General features: G+C 60.4%; 12 protein-coding genes and 1 tRNA gene. 8 read left to right on the top strand and 5 right to left on the bottom strand.

Annotated elements, in window-relative coordinates; all coding sequences use genetic code 11:
• The first annotated feature begins 386 nt into the window (after positions 1-386).
• The 5 genes from HCG46_RS21710 (at position 387) to HCG46_RS21690 (ending at position 6,544) form a co-directional block, all read left to right on the top strand.
• Entirely contained in the window at positions 387-3,500 is a 3,114-nt protein-coding gene (locus HCG46_RS21710) for a helicase-related protein (RefSeq protein ID WP_168687346.1), read from the top strand.
• A gap of 35 nt (positions 3,501-3,535) precedes the next feature.
• Positions 3,536-3,901 (top strand): RNA-binding S4 domain-containing protein, encoded by a 366-nt coding sequence (locus HCG46_RS21705; protein WP_088665223.1) that lies wholly within the window; start codon positions 3,536-3,538, stop codon positions 3,899-3,901.
• A gap of 215 nt (positions 3,902-4,116) precedes the next feature.
• Positions 4,117-4,449 carry a ferredoxin FdxA gene (fdxA, locus tag HCG46_RS21700; protein ID WP_031270075.1) on the top strand — a complete coding sequence of 111 codons (333 nt, stop codon included), beginning with the start codon at positions 4,117-4,119 and terminating at the stop codon, positions 4,447-4,449.
• 456 nt (positions 4,450-4,905) lie between these two features.
• Positions 4,906-5,490: a CarD family transcriptional regulator gene (locus HCG46_RS21695; protein ID WP_023002626.1), complete on the top strand. Its 585-nt coding sequence runs from the start codon at positions 4,906-4,908 to the stop codon at positions 5,488-5,490.
• A 190-nt stretch (positions 5,491-5,680) separates the two neighbouring features.
• Positions 5,681-6,544: an RNA polymerase factor sigma-32 gene (locus tag HCG46_RS21690; RefSeq protein ID WP_055660074.1), complete on the top strand. Its 864-nt coding sequence runs from the start codon at positions 5,681-5,683 to the stop codon at positions 6,542-6,544.
• Between the two features lie 111 nt (positions 6,545-6,655).
• Here the strand turns inward: HCG46_RS21690 and HCG46_RS21685 are convergent, their stop codons facing one another.
• Positions 6,656-8,182 (bottom strand): M48 family metalloprotease, encoded by a 1,527-nt coding sequence (locus HCG46_RS21685; RefSeq protein ID WP_208992226.1) that lies wholly within the window; start codon positions 8,180-8,182, stop codon positions 6,656-6,658.
• Positions 8,142-9,041: a hypothetical protein gene (locus HCG46_RS21680; RefSeq protein ID WP_168687345.1), complete on the bottom strand. Its 900-nt coding sequence runs from the start codon at positions 9,039-9,041 to the stop codon at positions 8,142-8,144. The genes HCG46_RS21685 and HCG46_RS21680 overlap by 41 nt, the downstream gene beginning before the upstream one ends.
• A 381-nt stretch (positions 9,042-9,422) precedes the next feature.
• Here HCG46_RS21680 and HCG46_RS21675 point away from each other — a divergent pair.
• Positions 9,423-9,499 (top strand) — tRNA-Arg (locus HCG46_RS21675).
• Between the two features lie 97 nt (positions 9,500-9,596).
• Here HCG46_RS21675 and HCG46_RS21670 read toward each other — a convergent pair.
• Positions 9,597-10,727 (bottom strand): TIGR03032 family protein, encoded by a 1,131-nt coding sequence (locus tag HCG46_RS21670; RefSeq protein ID WP_209009575.1) that lies wholly within the window; start codon positions 10,725-10,727, stop codon positions 9,597-9,599.
• A gap of 223 nt (positions 10,728-10,950) precedes the next feature.
• On the opposite strand from HCG46_RS21670, the gene HCG46_RS21665 reads away from it, so the two are divergent.
• A complete protein-coding gene (locus HCG46_RS21665) occupies positions 10,951-14,472 on the top strand; it encodes an autotransporter outer membrane beta-barrel domain-containing protein (protein ID WP_168687344.1) in 3,522 nt (1,173 codons plus the stop codon).
• Between the two features lie 189 nt (positions 14,473-14,661).
• On the opposite strand, the gene HCG46_RS21660 is transcribed toward HCG46_RS21665, so the two are convergent.
• Both HCG46_RS21660 and HCG46_RS21655 read right to left on the bottom strand, forming a co-directional pair.
• Entirely contained in the window at positions 14,662-14,808 is a 147-nt protein-coding gene (locus HCG46_RS21660; protein WP_023002620.1) for a hypothetical protein, read from the bottom strand.
• Between the two features lie 333 nt (positions 14,809-15,141).
• Entirely contained in the window at positions 15,142-15,873 is a 732-nt protein-coding gene (locus tag HCG46_RS21655) for an FCD domain-containing protein (protein ID WP_168687343.1), read from the bottom strand.
• Positions 15,874-16,022: 149 nt separating this feature from the next.
• Here HCG46_RS21655 and HCG46_RS21650 point away from each other — a divergent pair, with 149 nt between their 5' ends.
• Positions 16,023-16,838 carry a DUF2182 domain-containing protein gene (locus HCG46_RS21650; protein WP_209009574.1) on the top strand — a complete coding sequence of 272 codons (816 nt, stop codon included), beginning with the start codon at positions 16,023-16,025 and terminating at the stop codon, positions 16,836-16,838.

Raw genomic sequence — 16,838 nt, 5'->3', positions numbered from 1 at the left:
GTTCACCCTGTGTCCCCGGGTAAACGGCATTCTCCTCCGGCGATGATACGCGTTTATGGAAAATTAATCATTGACAGAGATTCGAAGCAAATCAGCGACATCCGCGCAAAACGACTCAACCTCTTGACCAGATTCAGGATTTTGTGGCTCTACCCACCTCGCAAACCACATGTCGTAGGGAACAAATCCTGAATCGTCCGGAGTCGCCGATTCGGTTTCGGTTTGTTCCAGAGTCGTTCTCCACAACATATTTCAACCGTCAAAAACCTGACCGGCTGGCCAAAAGAATAAGGACATGCCCGCCCCGGCTGTGCTAGACACGCGACACCAGATATAGGCGCCATCCGTTTGCGCCGATCCGAAGAAAGCCGATCACAAGCCTCCCCATGCCCCGTCCCCAGACCCTGCCGCTGCCGCCGTCTGCCCGGTCCCGCACTGTGACGGCCGTGCTCGGACCGACCAATACCGGCAAGACCCACCTCGCCATTGAACGCATGCTGGCCCAGCCTTCCGGGCTGATAGGGCTGCCGCTGCGCCTGCTCGCGCGTGAAGTCTATAACCGTGTTGCCGACCGCGCGGGTCCGGAAGCGGTGGCGCTGGTCACCGGCGAAGAAAAGATCGTCCCGAAGAACCCGCGGTTCTGGGTCTCGACGGTTGAGGCCATGCCGCTGGACCTGAAGACGGATTTCGTCGCTATCGACGAAGTGCAGCTGGCGGGCAACCTCGATCGCGGTCATGTCTTCACCGACCGCATCCTGAATGTCCGCGGTCAATCCGAAACGCTCCTGCTGGGTGCGGCGACCGCACGCCCGCTGCTGGAAAAACTGCTGCCGGGCATCAATGTGGTCACGCGGCCGCGCATGTCCGTGCTGGAATATGCGGGCTCCAAGAAGGTCTCGCGCCTGCCGGCCCGTTCGGCCATCGTCGCCTTCTCGTCAGACGAAGTCTATTCCATTGCAGAGCTCATCCGTCGCCAACGCGGCGGGGCGGCCGTGGTGCTCGGCTCGCTGAGTCCGCGCACGCGCAATGCACAAGTGGAACTGTTCCAGAACGGCGATGTCGACCATCTGGTGGCGACCGATGCCATCGGCATGGGGCTGAACCTCGACGTCCATCACATCGCCTTTGCCGGCAACCGCAAATACGACGGCTATCAGTACCGCCAGCTGACCGCCTCGGAGATGGGTCAGATCGCTGGACGGGCCGGCCGCCACACCAAGGATGGCACCTTCGGGGTGACCGGACGGGTCGATCCGCTGGACGACGACCTGGTCGAACAGATCGAAAGCCACCACTTCGACAGCCTGAAAGTGCTGCAATGGCGCAACAGTGCGCTGGATTTTTCGTCGGCAAACGCCTTGCGCTCAAGCCTCGACATGGTGCCGCGTGAAGAGGGTCTCGCAAGGGCACCCATTGGCGACGACATCACCGCTCTTGAACATTTATTGCGCGATCCCGCAATATCCGGCATGGCAAAGGGCGGAAATGCGGTCGAATTGTTATGGGACGTGTGTCAGGTCCCCGACTATCGTAAGATCGCCCCGGCGAACCACGCAGAGTTGCTCAACACCATTTACACCCACCTGATGCAGGACAATGCGATTGCCGATGACTGGTTCTCGCGTCAATTGGCCTTCGCAGACCGCACAGATGGTGATATCGACACTCTCGCAAACCGGATTGCACATATCCGGACCTGGACCTATGTCGCCAACCGTCCCGACTGGCTGGCCGATCCGGCCCACTGGCAGGGCGAGACGCGCGACATAGAAGACAAACTATCTGACGCCCTTCACGAGCGGCTGACGCAGCGGTTCGTGGATCGGCGTACAAGTGTATTGATGCGACGTTTGAGAGAGAACGCAATGCTGGAAGCGGAAATTACATCGAGCGGCGATGTGCTCGTGGAAGGTCAGCACATCGGGAATCTGCTTGGCTTCCGGTTTGCCCCTGACGCGGCAGCTGAAGGACCGGACGGCAAGACCGTGCGTGCCGCAGCCCAAAAGGCCCTGACCACCGAAATCGAATCCCGTGCGGACAAGCTCGGCAAGTCCGAGAACTCCGATTTCGTGCTGACGTCCGAAGCCGTGATCCGCTGGCGCGGGGAACCCGTGGCCAAGCTCGTCTCCGGAGAAGAGGTACTGACGCCCGTCGTGCTGCTGCTGGCCGATGAACATCTGACCGGCCCGGCACGCGACAATGTACAGGCGCGGCTTGATCTGTGGGTCAAGGCACAGATCGATACCCTGCTGAAACCGCTTGTCGACCTGAAGGCCGGCGAAGGCCTGGAAGGTCTTGCCCGCGGCATCGCGTTCCGCATCGTTGAAGGCCTCGGAATCCTGGAACGCCAGGAAGCTGCCGACGAAATCCGCCAGCTCGACCAGGACATGCGCGCCAGCCTGCGCAAGCACGGCATCCGCTTTGGTGCCTACACCGTGTTCGTGCCCGCCCTGCTGAAGCCTGCGCCGAGCCAGCTGCTGGCACAGCTCTGGGCCTTGAAGCACGGTTCGCTGGACATGAACGGCATGGCCGAGCTGCCACAGCTGTCTGCATCCGGCCGCACGTCCATCCCGGTTGATGAAACCATCGACAAGGCGCTTTACAAGGTTGTCGGTTTCCGCGTCTGTGGCCCGCGTGCCGTTCGCGTCGACATTCTGGAACGCCTGGCTGACCTGATCCGTCCGCTGATCGCCTGGAAGCCGCTTGATGCGGAAGTCAGCCCGCCGGAAGGCGCGGTCGCAACCGGAGGCGGCTTCACCGTTACCGTTGCCATGACATCGCTGCTCGGCTGTGCCGGCGAGGACTTCTCCGCCGTGCTGAAATCCCTCGGCTACCGGTCCGAGACCAAGGAAGTGCAGCGCCCTGTTGCGGCCAAGCCGGCAACGGAAGCACCGGCAGAGGCGCCAGTGGCGGAAACTGCTGCGACCGAAGCGGACACTCCCGCCGAAGCAACCGCTACGGAAGAAACGACCGAAGCCGTGGCCGCCGAAGCCGCCTCTGAACCGGCCACGGCCGAATCTGAAGCGGTGTCCGAACCGGCGGAAGCCCCCGCCGAAGCTGCTGCATCTGCCGAAGGCGAAGCCGTTGAACCCGCTGAAACCGCCGCTGTGGAAGCAACGCCGGATGCACAGACGGAAGGCGAAACCGCTGCTGAGGCCACTGCGGGTGAAGCCGAACTGGAAACGGTGACCATCGAGATCTGGCGTCCGGGCCGGCACGACCGCCGTCCACGCGGCCGTCAGGACCAGCGCCGTGGCGGCGACAACCGCCGGGGCCAGGGCCAAGGTCAGGGTGCCAAAGGTGGTCAGGGCGAGAAGCGTCACGGCAAGGGCGGACCGAAAGGCGAAGGCCGCGGCCGTGGTGGTCATGGCGGCCAGAAGGGCTTTGACGGTGGCAACCGCCGCGACAAGGCCCCAAGGGACAAGCCGATCGATCCGAACTCGCCCTTCGCGGCCCTGATGGCCTTGAAGGCGAATATGGACAGCAAGGACAAGAAGTAATTCCTGCGCCTGAAAACAATGCTGCCGCCGGCAGCCTGCGCATCGACAAGTGGCTCTGGTACGCCAGGGTCACCAAATCCCGCTCTCTTGCCCAGAAGCTGGCGACATCCGGTCATGTCCGGGTGAACAAGGACAAGATCGATTCCGCCAGCAAGACTGTCCGAACCGGCGACGTTCTGACCATCGGCCTGGATCGCCGTATCCTCGTCCTCAAGATCCTTGCTCTCGGCACCAGGCGCGGTCCTTATGAAGAAGCCCGCAAGCTTTACGAGGATCTGTCGCCGCCGCCCCCGCCGAAGGATGCCCCGCCGCCACCTGCGCCTGCACAGCGCGAGGCTGGTGCCGGTCGCCCGACCAAGCGCGAGCGGCGGAAAATCGACGCGTTCCGCGGCGGCGATTGACGCTGTTTCCTGCCAAAGCCCGGAAAACAGAAAAACTTTCTCTTTCAGGCCCGGACTGCGTCATCCAGAGCGCTTGCGCCCGTTTGACAAAAACGATACCCAACATCTGCACCAGACGTTATACGTGCGCCTTCTTTGCGAGAGCGGCACGAAACTGACCGCCAGGGCCTTGCGCAAATCGGCTGCAGGCTGCCCGGCGCCGAATGAGGATAGCGATGACCTACGTCGTCACGGACAATTGCATCAAATGCAAATACACCGACTGTGTTGAAGTCTGCCCGGTGGACTGTTTCTACGAGGGTGAGAATTTCCTCGTCATCAATCCGGACGAATGTATCGACTGCGGCGTCTGCGAGCCGGAATGCCCGGCGGAGGCGATTTTGCCTGACACGGAGCCCGGCCTCGAGAAATGGATCGAGGTCAATGCCGAATACTCTGAAAAGTGGCCGAACATCACTGAGAAAAAAGAACCGTTGCCGGACGCTGAAGAGTTTGACGGCAAGGAAAACAAGTTCGAAAAGTATTTTTCGCCGAATCCTGCGTCCTGATTCGCGAAAACTGCTTGTGCGGCAGACTGCCGCAAGACAAACAAGAACTGCTTAAAACGGCGATTCTTCCATCTTTTTCAGGTACCTGCCCGTGGCGACCGGGCGGGGCCCTTGTGGTGTTTTGGCACCATCAAAGCTCAGTACTTTAATTTTCCACAAAAGTGTGGTACACATGGAAGATAGTCGCCAACCACGAGAACAACCCCCAAAACGGAGTCTTTGAAAACTGTCCCGGGTATCAACAACCGGACAGATCAAGCTCCCGGCAGCTCATATGACTGATCAAGGTTCTAAAGTGGAAAACGTCGACTGACCAGCCCTGACACGCCGCATATCAACAGGCGTTCCATTACGGATCGCTCTGCGGGGTTCGTGTCGCACAAGAACAGGGGACCGCACCGCGGTCCGTCATCGGTCCGAACCCGGACCGCCAACTGCGCAGGAGAGAATACGAGTATGGCAACGAACACCAAAAAGACCGCGCAGCGCCAAGGTTTCAAGACGGGCGAGTACATTGTTTATCCGGCGCATGGCGTCGGCCAGATTACCGCCATTGAAGAGCAGAACGTTGCAGGTCACTCTTTGGAGTTGCTCGTTATCGTTTTTGAACAGGACAAGATGACCCTTCGTGTCCCGGTGGCAAAGATTGCCTCCGTCGGCATGCGCAAGCTTGGCGACCCTGCGGCCGTCAAGAAGGCTCTCGAGACCGTTCGTGGCCGCCCGCGCGTTAAGCGGACGATGTGGAGCCGCCGCGCTCAGGAATATGAAGCCAAGATCAACTCCGGCGACCTGATCGCGATCTCTGAAGTGGTTCGCGATCTATTCCGCTCTGAAAACCAGCCGGAACAGTCCTACTCTGAACGCCAGCTCTACGAAGCTGCGCTCGACCGTATGGCCCGCGAAATCGCGGCAGTGAACAAATGTTCCGAAACCGAAGCGGTCAAGCAGATCGAACAGAACCTGGCAAAATCTCCGAGCCGCATCAAAGCCGCTGAGGAAGCTGCAGCGGAAGACGACGAGGACAAGGAAGAAGCCGCTTGATCCAAGCGGATTTTCCGAACGCGAAAATCGACGAGGGCCTGGAGAAATCCGGGCCCTTATTCGTTTTGGCACCGCCACCTCGCGCGCTGTTCACGCGAAAGTGCACAAAAACTGCCCCAACGGTAGCGATAAGTGATCTAACCTACGCTTCGGTACGTATTTCCCCCGATAACATATCGGAGCGTCGATCATGTCCCAGAGCGAGAAACGTCAACTGGTAAGGGCCGCGATGAAAGCCCCCTACCTCACGCGCGAAGAGGAACTGGAGCTTGCGATCCGCTGGCGACATAACCGGGATGAGAAAGCGCTTGAGAAATTGTCGCTCTCGCACATGCGCCTGGTCATAGCCGTTGCCTCACGCTTCCGCAACTTCGGGCTGTCGCTTGGCGATCTGATCCAGGAGGGCCATGTTGGCCTTCTGGAGGCTGCCGCCCGGTTCGAACCGGAACGGGAAGTGCGCTTTTCCACCTATGCCACGTGGTGGATCCGCGCTTCCATCCAGGACTATATCCTGCGCAACTGGTCGATCGTTCGTGGTGGCACCTCTTCCTCCCAGAAGGCCCTGTTCTTCAACCTTCGGCGCCTGCGTGCCAAGCTCTCCGGCAATCAGACTCCTCTGACCGACAGCGAGCTTCACCAGAAGATCGCCGACGCAATCGGCGTCAAGCAGTCCGATGTCGCCCTCATGAATGCGCGGCTGTCCGGCCCTGATACGTCCCTGAACGCTCCTGTGACCGACAGCGAAGGCTCCAGCGCGGACCGTCAGGACTTCCTTGTGTCCGATGCCCCGTTGCCGGACGAGATCGTGACCGTCAACATCGATGCCGAACGCCGGCGTCGCTGGCTGTCCTCCGCCCTGGAGGTTCTCAGCGAGCGCGAATTGAAAATCGTGCGTGAAAGACGCCTGTCGGAAGAGGGCGCCACGCTGGAATCGCTTGGCGTGAAACTCGGCATTTCCAAGGAACGCGTGCGGCAGATTGAAAGCCGGGCCATGGAAAAACTGAAATCCGCCCTGTTGGCAGCACAGCCGGACAGGGCCGCCTACAGCACCTGACCTCTATCTCCTCCAAGTAACTCTGACGGGCGGACCTTCCGGTCCGCCTTTTTTTGAGCTCCGTCAGTTTTCAGCCAGACAAATGCCGGAGCCGAACCGGGAGAAAAACCGTCAGTCGACGATCAGCTTGATCGCCGTGCCTGTCGGGATCGCCTGATCGGCGTTCAGATCGTTCAGGATGGAGAAGAATTCCAGCCGCCGTGAAGGCTCGACACCGCTCATGCCGATCGCCAGTTTCCGCGGTGTGTCGCCCGGCTTGGAGGTGACGACCTTGATCCGGAGCGAGCGCAGGCGGGCACGCTCGGTCGGCGACAGCTGCTGGAAGCTTTCCACCGTCTGGTGGAAATCCCGGTCGAACGTTTCATTGGGCGAGCGGCTGGCAAAGATGAAGCGATAGCCTGTCTTGCCGATCCGGATCACCGCAATGCGGAAGGACCAGCCCTGGGTGATGGCCGCCCCGGTGACCGCCGGCAGACCGTTGATCGTCGTTTCGCGGACGCTTTCGGGCAGCAGGCCGTTGATCCAGCCGGAGTTCATGTAATCACGCAGGCCGGAATAGCTGCTGACATCTGCCCCGTCGAACCGGATCGCCGTGCCGTCGCCATTGCTGGCCAGAACCGCTTCGGGCGTGTTCTCCAGAATGTAGCCGGAAGGCACGGTGTAGCTGATGCCGAGCGCCTTGTGCAGGAAGGAACGTCCACGGACGAACCCTTCAAGCGGGTCGTCGCCGAACAGCATGCCGTCGATCTGGCTGAGATAGCGGGTGCGGTCACGTTCGCCGATGCCCGGTGCACCGATCTGACGGGCCGCGCGGATGGCGATCTGCAAGCGCTCCGGCGTGGAGGGGTGGGAAGACAGGAAGTCTGGCGCGGTCGAGCCCGACTTGTCGGCGGACTGGTAGCGGGCGAAGGCTGCCATGGACCGCAGGAACCGTGCAGCGGCATAGGGGTCGAAACCGGCCCTTGCGAGGGTCTTCACACCGATATCGTCGGCTTCAAGCTCCTGCACCTGGCTGAAGCGGGCAAAGGAAAGCTGCGACGAGATGATCGCCTTGCGGGCTTCCTCGCTGTCCTGCACCACGTCGGTCAGGATCTTGTTGGCAAGCTGCTTGGCTTCAGCGCGTTGCTGGCGCTTGATTGCGTGGTTCGCCGTCACATGCGCCATCTCGTGCGCCAGCACGGCGGCAACTTCCGACGTGTCGTTGGCAAGTGCCAAGAGGCCGCGCGTGACATAAAGATAGCCGCCCGGCAGGGCGAAGGCGTTGATGGCCGGCGAATTCAAAATGGTGATCTTGTAGCTCTGCGAGGGGTCTTCCGATGCCGCCACCAGCCGGCCGACAACGCTCGCAACAGCCCGCTCCGCGCCGGCGTCCTTGTAGACCCCGCCATAGGTGGCCACCACGCGCGGATGCTCCCGCTCGCCGATATCGGCCGCAAGGTTGGGGCGCAGTGTACCGGGCGTTACCGTGCCGACGGTCGGCCCGTCGCCCAGCAACTGGCAGGAGGCCACCAGAAGCGCGGAACCGCCTGCAACAAGGTTGCGCAGCCAGGTCCGGCGCAGGCCGCGCCGCGCGGGCAAACATGCCGGCTGACGGAAATCAGTTGCTGCTTTGGCCGTCACGTCCTGCCCTTTTGTCATTCAGTACCACCAGTTGCTCCGGATGGCGGAGCACCATAGACGGTCCGTCCCTTTCCTGAACGGAGCCGCGTATTTCGACAACCTGCCCTTCCAGGGCATCCAGCGTCCAGCCGGATCGCCCGAGGGCCGTGTTGACGTCGTCCTCAGCTGAAGCCTTCAGCGTGACCGTGAAATCTGTTTTCCAGTATTTTCCGAAGTTCAGATAACGGGTGCTGCGCGTTTTTCCAAGGGAAACAATACGTCCTCTTGCAATAACATAGTGCCCGGAAGCGTCGCTGAAAGACTTTGGCGCGGCTGCGGAATAGACAAGACGCGGCGATGTCTCGCCCCAAAGGCCCGCTCGTGCCAGGCTTGCCTGCGTTTCCGCGGCCCGCAAGGCGTCTGCACACTCAGCTCCGGCATGGCCCGGAGCAAAAATGGCAACGCCTGCCTTCAAAAGTTGCTCCTGCAGAAGCGCGGAATGGCCATCATCCGAAACGAACACCCAGCCGGGCGTTAGCCCCCAGCGGTTTTCCGGTCCAGCCGCGACTGCGGCCAGCTCCAGATCAGGCCGACTTTCCAGATAGGTTTGCAAGGTGTTCCGGCGGGCATCTTCGCCGCCCGCCTGTCCTGACGCCTGCACCGGCATCTCGATATCGCTCGCAAGGAAGCGGTCTCCGGCGGCGGACACGAACAAGGCTTCACTGCTGTCGAAGGTCACCTGAACGGTTTGTTCCCGCACCCCGGCGCAAACATCGGCAGCCTCGGGTATTTCCGGGCGCTCCACCGGCGCGCGCTCGTCAGCGGCTACGGCCTGGGTCAGCAGAACGGCAGCACAGCCGGCAAGCAACGGTGCGGCAGCCGTGCGCAGGGTTGTCACCCGCCCGGCTTTTCTCCATCCCGTTTTCTGTCGCCGCTGTGGCACGTCCGCTTCCTTCACCTTGGTACGCGACCCTTTTCCGGAACGCTTCCTGCAGGCAGGCAGCGCAAGGCACACGTCACCCGACAACATGCATGGCATCGGGCAAGGCTGAGAAAGCGGTCACGATGATCCAAACTGCTAAGCAGCGAATAAGGCAAGTCCAAGACACGCCAGTAAAACGGCAGTAAAAATCAGGACAACGCGGGAGCAGCCCACGGCGCGTCAACATTCCCCTCGCCGCGCACCGGCGTCCTCGACAAACAATCCCCATCGGCAGCTACAGTCTGTTGCAGCCAGGGGTCGCCACGGACGTCAAATCATGCTAATCGACCGCATAAAGGCCCCGTAGCTCAGCAGGATAGAGCATCAGATTCCTAATCTGAGGGTCGCGCGTTCGAATCGCGCCGGGGTCACCAGTTTTCCTGATTTAGCGAATAAGTTTTTGAGGTTGCCGCGCCATGATACGCTTGTGCTGCATCCCCCAACCGATCGCGCTCTGATGCGAAAGTTCAGCTAAGGGCTGACTGGCCTCTCCTTGTCTTCGACATCGACGGTAACAAGGTTCATCAATTCCTCGCTTCCGAACCCAAGTGACATGGGGCAAGTGACACCGGGGAGGACGTCGATGTCATAGAGCTCGGCGACGGCACCGTCGATACGGAACCATTCCACACAGGCGCCGGTGTCGAGGTCGATGACCTGAACACCGCACCAGGGCTCTGAATCGGCAACCCTCAGCCGTTCATCGAGCGCCAGGCCCTCGAAACGCTGGTAACGTGGTTTGGAGAGCCCCACGAACGCATAACGACCGTGGAAGGATAGGCCGCGCAGGAAACCGGGGCAGAAGGTGAGCGGTTCGAACCGTCCCTCGCTGTCGCCGTCAGCGGGGACTATTGACCCGAGTTCACCGGTGCCTGAATTCAGGAGCCACAACCGGCCGCGGTACCAGCGTGGGGAATGCGGCATGGAAAGCCCCTGGCAAACGATCCGGCCGGTTTCCACCTCCACCACAACGCCGCCGTCGGCGCGCCGGTCTCGCCAGCCGTCAATCGTGTCGGACCGGCTCACCGCCGTGACAAAGACCGGCCTCCCGTCCCTCATCGCCATACCGTTCAGATGGCAGCGGTCTTCGTCGACGATCCGGCTTACGAAGGGCGGCGTCCAGACCGGCCTGAAGCTGTGTCGCTCGGATATTGTCGACAGACAGTTGAACCTCGTATTTACGAACAGGATGCGTCCGTCACGGTCGATGCCCAGATCATGTGCATCGAGGGCACCGGTGACATGAGCAGCGCGCGGCACGAAGCAGGCATCGAATGTGTCGTTGATCCGCTGGTTCGGTTCAAGCACGTTTTCCAGCCGCACGATTTCCGACAACGTGGCCAGGTGAATGGTTCCGCCGCTGACATGAATTCCCATGGCTTTGCTGAAGAACTGCTCGTTGACCATCAGTCCACCTTCCGGATTGCGGCCAAGCAGATAGAACTTGCCGGATTGGTAGGACGAAAAGGCAACCGAGATCTTGAGCGAGGCGAGAAGCCCAACGAGGCCGCCTGACATCGAATAGGTGACGCCTGTTGGTTCATCAGCCCGGGTCTCGCGAATACCGACCGGCAGGTTCCTGTCTTCAGTCGGCATCAGCATCCCGCTTCCATTCGGGCCGAGCTCGCCACAGGCATAGCATTAACCATCTATCATGCTCTTTTCGCAGCACAGTTTTTGTCTGAAGGCATCTGTTTTTGAAGATGTCGAATCAAAGCATTAACCAATCCGGGAGCAAGAATAGCAGTAATTCGTTTTGTCCTGTTTCGATTACTCGCGATTTGTTGACCGGCAAAGGTCGGCAGTCACCGGAAAGACCCGTTGCATGCGTTCCTTCCCCAAGTCCACAGTACAAAGACAGCTTATGCTGACCTCGGCGCTCGCTGTCCCTGTCGTCTTCGGCTATGCGGGGCGCCAGGCCTATGCCGCCTGCAGCGCACTAGGCGGTGGCACCTATCTGTGCTCGGGCACGCTGAGGACCACGCAAACCATCAACGCAGACAATGCCGACGTCACCATGGCTTCAGGTGCCTCCATCGACACAACCGGCGGCACCGGTAACGCCATCACCGTGACCGGAAACGGCGCCCTCAGCTTCATCAATACGACCGGAGGCCTCATCCAGGGCGAAGAAAACGCCATCGATGTCAGGTCGACAGGTGACGATGGCGCAATCAGGGGGGCGGTGACCATCAATGTCACCGGGGACGTCAGTGCCGTGAAAGGCTACGGCATCAATGCTCTCAACGAGTCAGGGTCGAGCGGGTCGATCACCGTCACCGCAGCCAGCGTCACCAGCGCGACAAAAGACGGCATTTATGCGCGCAACCGTACAACGGCTGGCCGCGACTTGACGATCACGACGACCGGTACGGTCTCCGGCAAAAAGAACGGCATAAATGCACGAAACGACGGCACTGGCCGACTGACCGTCACAACCGCCGACGTTACCGGCGGGTCGGGAAGTGGCATTTTGGCATGGAACGAAGGGACAGACCTCAGCGTGCGTGCGACAGGCACAGTTACCGTCACAGGTACCGGCTCAGGGCACGACACAAGAGCAGGAGTCGTTGCTCGCAATTACGGTTCTGGATCCCTGACAATCGAAACTGTCGATGTTGTGGCAAGCGGCGGCAGCGAAGTCGATGGCATCTTCGCTGACAACGCGTTTGGCACGGACCTGTCCATCACCGCCACGGGAGCCGTCACTGCTGAAAACAACGGTATTACTGCGACGAACCGAGGGAGCGGCAGCCTCTCCATTACCGCCGCAGATGTCCGGGGCAGCAAAAACGATGGCATCTATGGCCTGATTGAGAGCACTGGCACCAACATGTGGATCACCGCCACCGGTGGAGTGTCGGGCGGACGATACGGAGTATTCGCCAAGAACGAAGGCAGCGGCGTGGTGACAGTGACCACCGCAACGGTGACGGGCGGGGCAAAGGACGGCATATACGTTCGAAATTCGACCAGCGGGACGGATATTACGATCACCGCGAATGGTCCCGTTACTGGCGAGGAAAGAGGCGTCTACGCCCGCAACGACGGCACCGGAAATACAACTCTCACGGTCACCACTGCTGCTGGGGTGAAGAATTCCGGCATTCTGGCCAAGAACTTCAATTCCGCTGGGGACCTGACGATCACTGCAACAGGTGCGGTTTCCGGTGCCTCATCAGGTCTCTATGCCAGAAACTTCGGCACCGGCGCGCTCAGGATCACGACCTATGACGTTGAAGGTTTCGACGGTGATCACGCAGAAAACACGGCCAACGGCATCAATGCGGAGGCCCATGGTACGGGCCTTACCATCACCAGCTCGGGTACCGTGAGCGGCACCAGGAGCGGTATTGCCGCCAGGAACATGGGAACCGGTTCCGCAACGATCAGCGCGGTGAACGCCACCGGAGGCACCACCGAGGGTATCTATGCCCTCAACAGTTTTACCGGCACGGACCTGACCGTAACCTCGACCGGCCGAATCTCCGGAGCCACCAACGGCATCAGGGCCCAAAACGACGGCACGGGAACCACCTCCGTCACTGCACATGACGTCTTCGGAACAAATAACGACGGTATCTATGTACTCGGCGCAAGCACAAGCGCCGACATCACCATTACCGGTTCGGTCTATGGCGGACGGAATGGCGTCGGCCTGGGCGTGGCCGGCCTCAACACGATCACCATCACCGGGACCGGAGCTCTCAGCGGCGGCGACAAAGCAATCAACACGACGGTGAATACGCCTGTCAGCGACGACACTGTTGTCAACTATGGAACGGTCACCGGCGACGTCGACCTGGGCGGTGGCACCAATTCCTTCGACAACAGATCAGGTGGCCTCTTCAAGAGTGCTTCGACCGTCAATCTTGGCGCCGGCAACACGCTGACCAATGAGGGCGACCTCTCACCCGGCGGCACCGGAGCGATCCAGACAACGGCACTGACCGGCAATTTCGTCCAGACCAGCAGCGGGACCTTTTCCGTAGACATGAACTCGGAAGCCTCGAAGGTCGACCGGATCAACATTTCCGGAACGGCGACGCTCTCAGGCAATGTGAAGGTTAATCCGCTGAACCTGGTCGACCCGACCAAGACCCTGACCATCCTGTCCGCGGCAGGCGGTGTCACCAACAACGGGTTGACCGCCAGAGACACCGTTGTGGTGGACTACACGCTTGTCTTTCCCAATGCGACGGACGTGGCCATCGGCAACCAGTATATCGACTTCACACCCGTTGCTCCCGACGGCACATCGCAGCTCAGGACCCAAAACGAGCGCAATGTTGGCGCCAACATGAACGCAATCTACTCTGACGGCGGCGGCGCCATGCACGACCTGCAGTTGGAACTGATGAAGATCGAGAGCATCGAGGCCTACCAGAAAGCCTTGGACCGGCTGCACGGCGAACATTATCTGGTTCAGGTCGGGGCGGCGATTGGCAGCCTTCACAATTTCCGTGAATCCCTGTTGTCATGCCCTTCCCGGCTCGATGGCGTCGCTGTTGCAGCCGCCGACGACTATTGTCTTTGGGGCCGGGTCCAGGGCCATAGGGTCGATATCCGCCAAACCACGTTAACGATCGGCGGCGGAGAGACGAGTTACGGCTTTTCCGGCGGCCTCGAGGTGCCACTCGGCGACGGCATGCGGGTCGGTGTCGCCGGCACGGTAGAAACCAGCGAGCTTTCCACCAACAATTCAGGCACATCCGACGGCATGCGCTACACAATCGGCGCGAAGTTTGAAAAGACCTGGGGCGCGCTGGAGGCAAGTCTGGGTGGCTATGGCGGCCTGGCGCAATACGACACCGATCGCCAGGTCGGTCTCGGCTTTGGTACCGCCAGCAGTGATCAGACCATCTCGTTTGCCGGGATCGTCTCCCGGCTGTCCTATGCGTTCGATACCGGTACATTCCGCGTCGTGCCGATGGTCGACGTCGCTGCGACCCGGGTAGGCTTCGGCGATGTTCGGGAAACGGGAGCCGGATCCGCCAACCTCACCATATCTGGGAGCAACGACTGGATTCTGACAGCAACACCCGCTGTTGGTGTCATGGGCACGTTACATGAAAGCCCCGGTTACAGGATAAATGGCTCTATGAAGACGGGTGTCAGCTTCTTTTCCAACAATGACTACCGCATCCATTCACGCTTCACTGAAGCCCCTTCGGGTGTTCCTAGTTTCGTAACCACGACCAAACTCGATACTACGGTCATGAACCTTTCCGCCGCACTCGAACTGCAGAAGGCCTCCGGCACTTCCTTCAAGCTCGCGTACACCGGTAGTTTCGGAAGCGTGAGCCGGAGCAATGGCGGTTACCTGAGGGCAATCGTTCCATTCTGAAAGCAGGCATGGCCTGACTTTTTCATGACAATGGCGGGATTGCAGGCTGGCAAATGTGACACGGCCGAACAACGCTCGCTCAAGGCCGGATAAAAAGCTGCGCACAGGGGATGCAGCCGAAGCAGGTTTCAAAAAACAAGTCTGAGCGCGCAGGCAAAGGGCGCCTGCGCCGGACGTTTGTCGGTTGCCTTACGGCGTGACTGGCGTGTGCAGCGTCGTGACCGGGATGCCGGTGGCGACGGAGCCGTCGGTCAGGGCATGGCTGGGGTTGGCGGCCTTGGTGGCGGCGACACCGGCGAGGATCATGGCGACGACGGCGATGCTCCAGAATTTCATGGAACTGCTCCCTATGGTGAAGAGCGCTCCTGCCGCGCAGGCGCAAGCTCTGTTCAGACCTGTACGCCCGGCCAGGGGTGACCGAGCGTACAAAAGCCGACCTTTTCAAACAGATGGCGCATCCGGTGACCGTCTCGGCAGACGTGGGAGGCAAATTCGCCACGATTCGAACTTCGACTTTCGTATATATTAGACTTTAGGATGAGATTGAACAATGCCGTAGAGTTACTTATTCGGCAAGTCTCTGACATAACTAGGCTTTCAGGCTTGGGCGCGAGGGAAATCGCCTTCCAGCTTCGCATGGACAAGGACAGAGATCCCTGAAAAGGGGCGTTATGCGCTGCGCGGCTTGCGCCTTTGCGCCGCCAGTTCCCGCGTATAGGCCGACAAGGCATCAAGATGTTGTGCGGCAGCGGTGCTGTCGCGCGCGGCCAGCGCATCGGCCAAAGCCTGATGCAGATCGGCGATCCGTTCGCGGTCGCGCAGGCGGTAGACCAGCATGTTCATGAGTGGCTGCATCGCCTCGAAGGCGGCCGACAACTGGAAAACCAGGATCGGGTTGTCAGTTGCCCGCGCCACGGCCGAATGAAAGGCGACGTCCGACGCGCAAAAGTCCTCGTCGCTTGTGTCACGGTTTCTCTGCCGGGAAATTTCGCGTGCAAGTTCGGCCAGCTGGTCGTCGGTGCGTTTTTCCACCGCCAGGGGCAGCGCGGCAGCTTCCAGCGCAAAGCGGGCCTCGATGGCGTCTTCCAGCGGAATGTCGTTCATGCCGATCAGGAGCCGCGTGGTCGTCATCAGGTTGTCCTGAGCTTCGGCCCAGGTCATGCGATTGACGAAAGCCCCACCGGAAGAACCCCGCTCGCTGCGGATAAGGTTCTGGGCGGCTAGCCGTTTCAAGGCCTCGCGAACAGTCGACCGCGACACACCGAAGCGCTCCGCCAGATCGGCTTCGCTCGGCAGGCGCTCCTCACCGGCAAGGCGGCCTTCGAGAATGGCATTGCGGATGGCATTGGCGATCTGGACCGAAAGGCCCTCTTTTTGAATCGTGTTGAATTCAATCGCCAAAAGAACCTCCGAATTTTCGCCTGAACCCCGGCAAACCTAAAGAGACGACCCGACACGGTCAAACAAATTGTTTAAATGTCTGACAATTAAATGTTTGACTTTTAGAGACTGCCCCCGCAGCCTAGGCGAAAATTTATCGGGAGGATCGGGTGGACACCGTTGCGCGGCTCATGCCTGGCCACAGAGCGTTCTGGCTGACCTTTTATGCCGCCATTCTGGCTGCCTGGGCCATCCTGTTCTCCATGCAGGCAGGCGGCCTGAGGGAAACCACGGACTGGCAGCTTACCGGGCTACCCATGGGGCAGCCGCTGGAGGCATTCCTGTCCCTGTGCTCGGCAACAGCCGCCAATGCCGGCTTCGGGGTCGCCGTCCTCATGTGGGCCCTGATGGCCCTGGCGATGATGGCACCAACAGCCTTTCCCGCTTTTCGCACCTATGCGCAGCTGACACAGACTGCCGCCGCAGGCATCTTGCCGCTGGCCGCGCTTGTGGGTGGGTATCTTGCTGTCTGGCTCGGATTTTCACTTCTGGCCGGTTCTCTTCAGGTCTGGCTGGCGGAACAAAGCCTGCTCGATCCATTCGGCAAATCCGTTTCCAACCCGTTGAACGCGGCCCTGTTGCTGGTGGCGGGGGCTTATCAGTTCAGCCGCCTCAAGCAGACCTGCCTCAGCTCTTGCCGGAACCCGTTGACCTTTTTCTTCAGTCATTGGCAGCCGGGGGCCCGGGGCGGGCTGATGCTTGGCCTCAGACTTGGCGCCGTCTGCCTTGGCTGCTGCTGGGCCTTGATGCTGCTCGCGTTTGTCGCCGGCACCATGAATCTCGCCTTCATGGGGGGCGCCATGGTGCTGATGACACTGGAAAAACTTCCCGACATCGGCGCGAAACTTACCGTGCCGGTCGGCGTTTTCCTCATTCTGGCCGGACTGGTCGTTCTGGTTCTGCCGTTATTACCAATAACCATATAG

The organism is Labrenzia sp. PO1 (genome assembly GCF_012273635.1).
Classification (GTDB): Bacteria; Pseudomonadota; Alphaproteobacteria; order Rhizobiales; family Stappiaceae; genus Roseibium; species Roseibium algicola.
This window is presented reverse-complemented; position numbering and strand designations above follow the sequence as displayed.

What these genes read in the sequence shown, in the direction of transcription:
- HCG46_RS21710 (WP_168687346.1), top strand. Translation starts at nt 387, where the DNA reads ATGCCCCGTCCCCAGACCCTGCCGCTGCCGCCGTCTGCCCGGTCCCGC.
- fdxA (WP_031270075.1), top strand. Translation starts at nt 4,117, where the DNA reads ATGACCTACGTCGTCACGGACAATTGCATCAAATGCAAATACACCGAC.
- HCG46_RS21695 (WP_023002626.1), top strand. Translation starts at nt 4,906, where the DNA reads ATGGCAACGAACACCAAAAAGACCGCGCAGCGCCAAGGTTTCAAGACG.
- HCG46_RS21690 (WP_055660074.1), top strand. Translation starts at nt 5,681, where the DNA reads ATGTCCCAGAGCGAGAAACGTCAACTGGTAAGGGCCGCGATGAAAGCC.
- HCG46_RS21685 (WP_208992226.1), bottom strand. Translation starts at nt 8,182, where the DNA reads ATGACAAAAGGGCAGGACGTGACGGCCAAAGCAGCAACTGATTTCCGT.
- HCG46_RS21670 (WP_209009575.1), bottom strand. Translation starts at nt 10,727, where the DNA reads ATGCTGATGCCGACTGAAGACAGGAACCTGCCGGTCGGTATTCGCGAG.
- HCG46_RS21665 (WP_168687344.1), top strand. Translation starts at nt 10,951, where the DNA reads ATGCGTTCCTTCCCCAAGTCCACAGTACAAAGACAGCTTATGCTGACC.
- HCG46_RS21660 (WP_023002620.1), bottom strand. Translation starts at nt 14,808, where the DNA reads ATGAAATTCTGGAGCATCGCCGTCGTCGCCATGATCCTCGCCGGTGTC.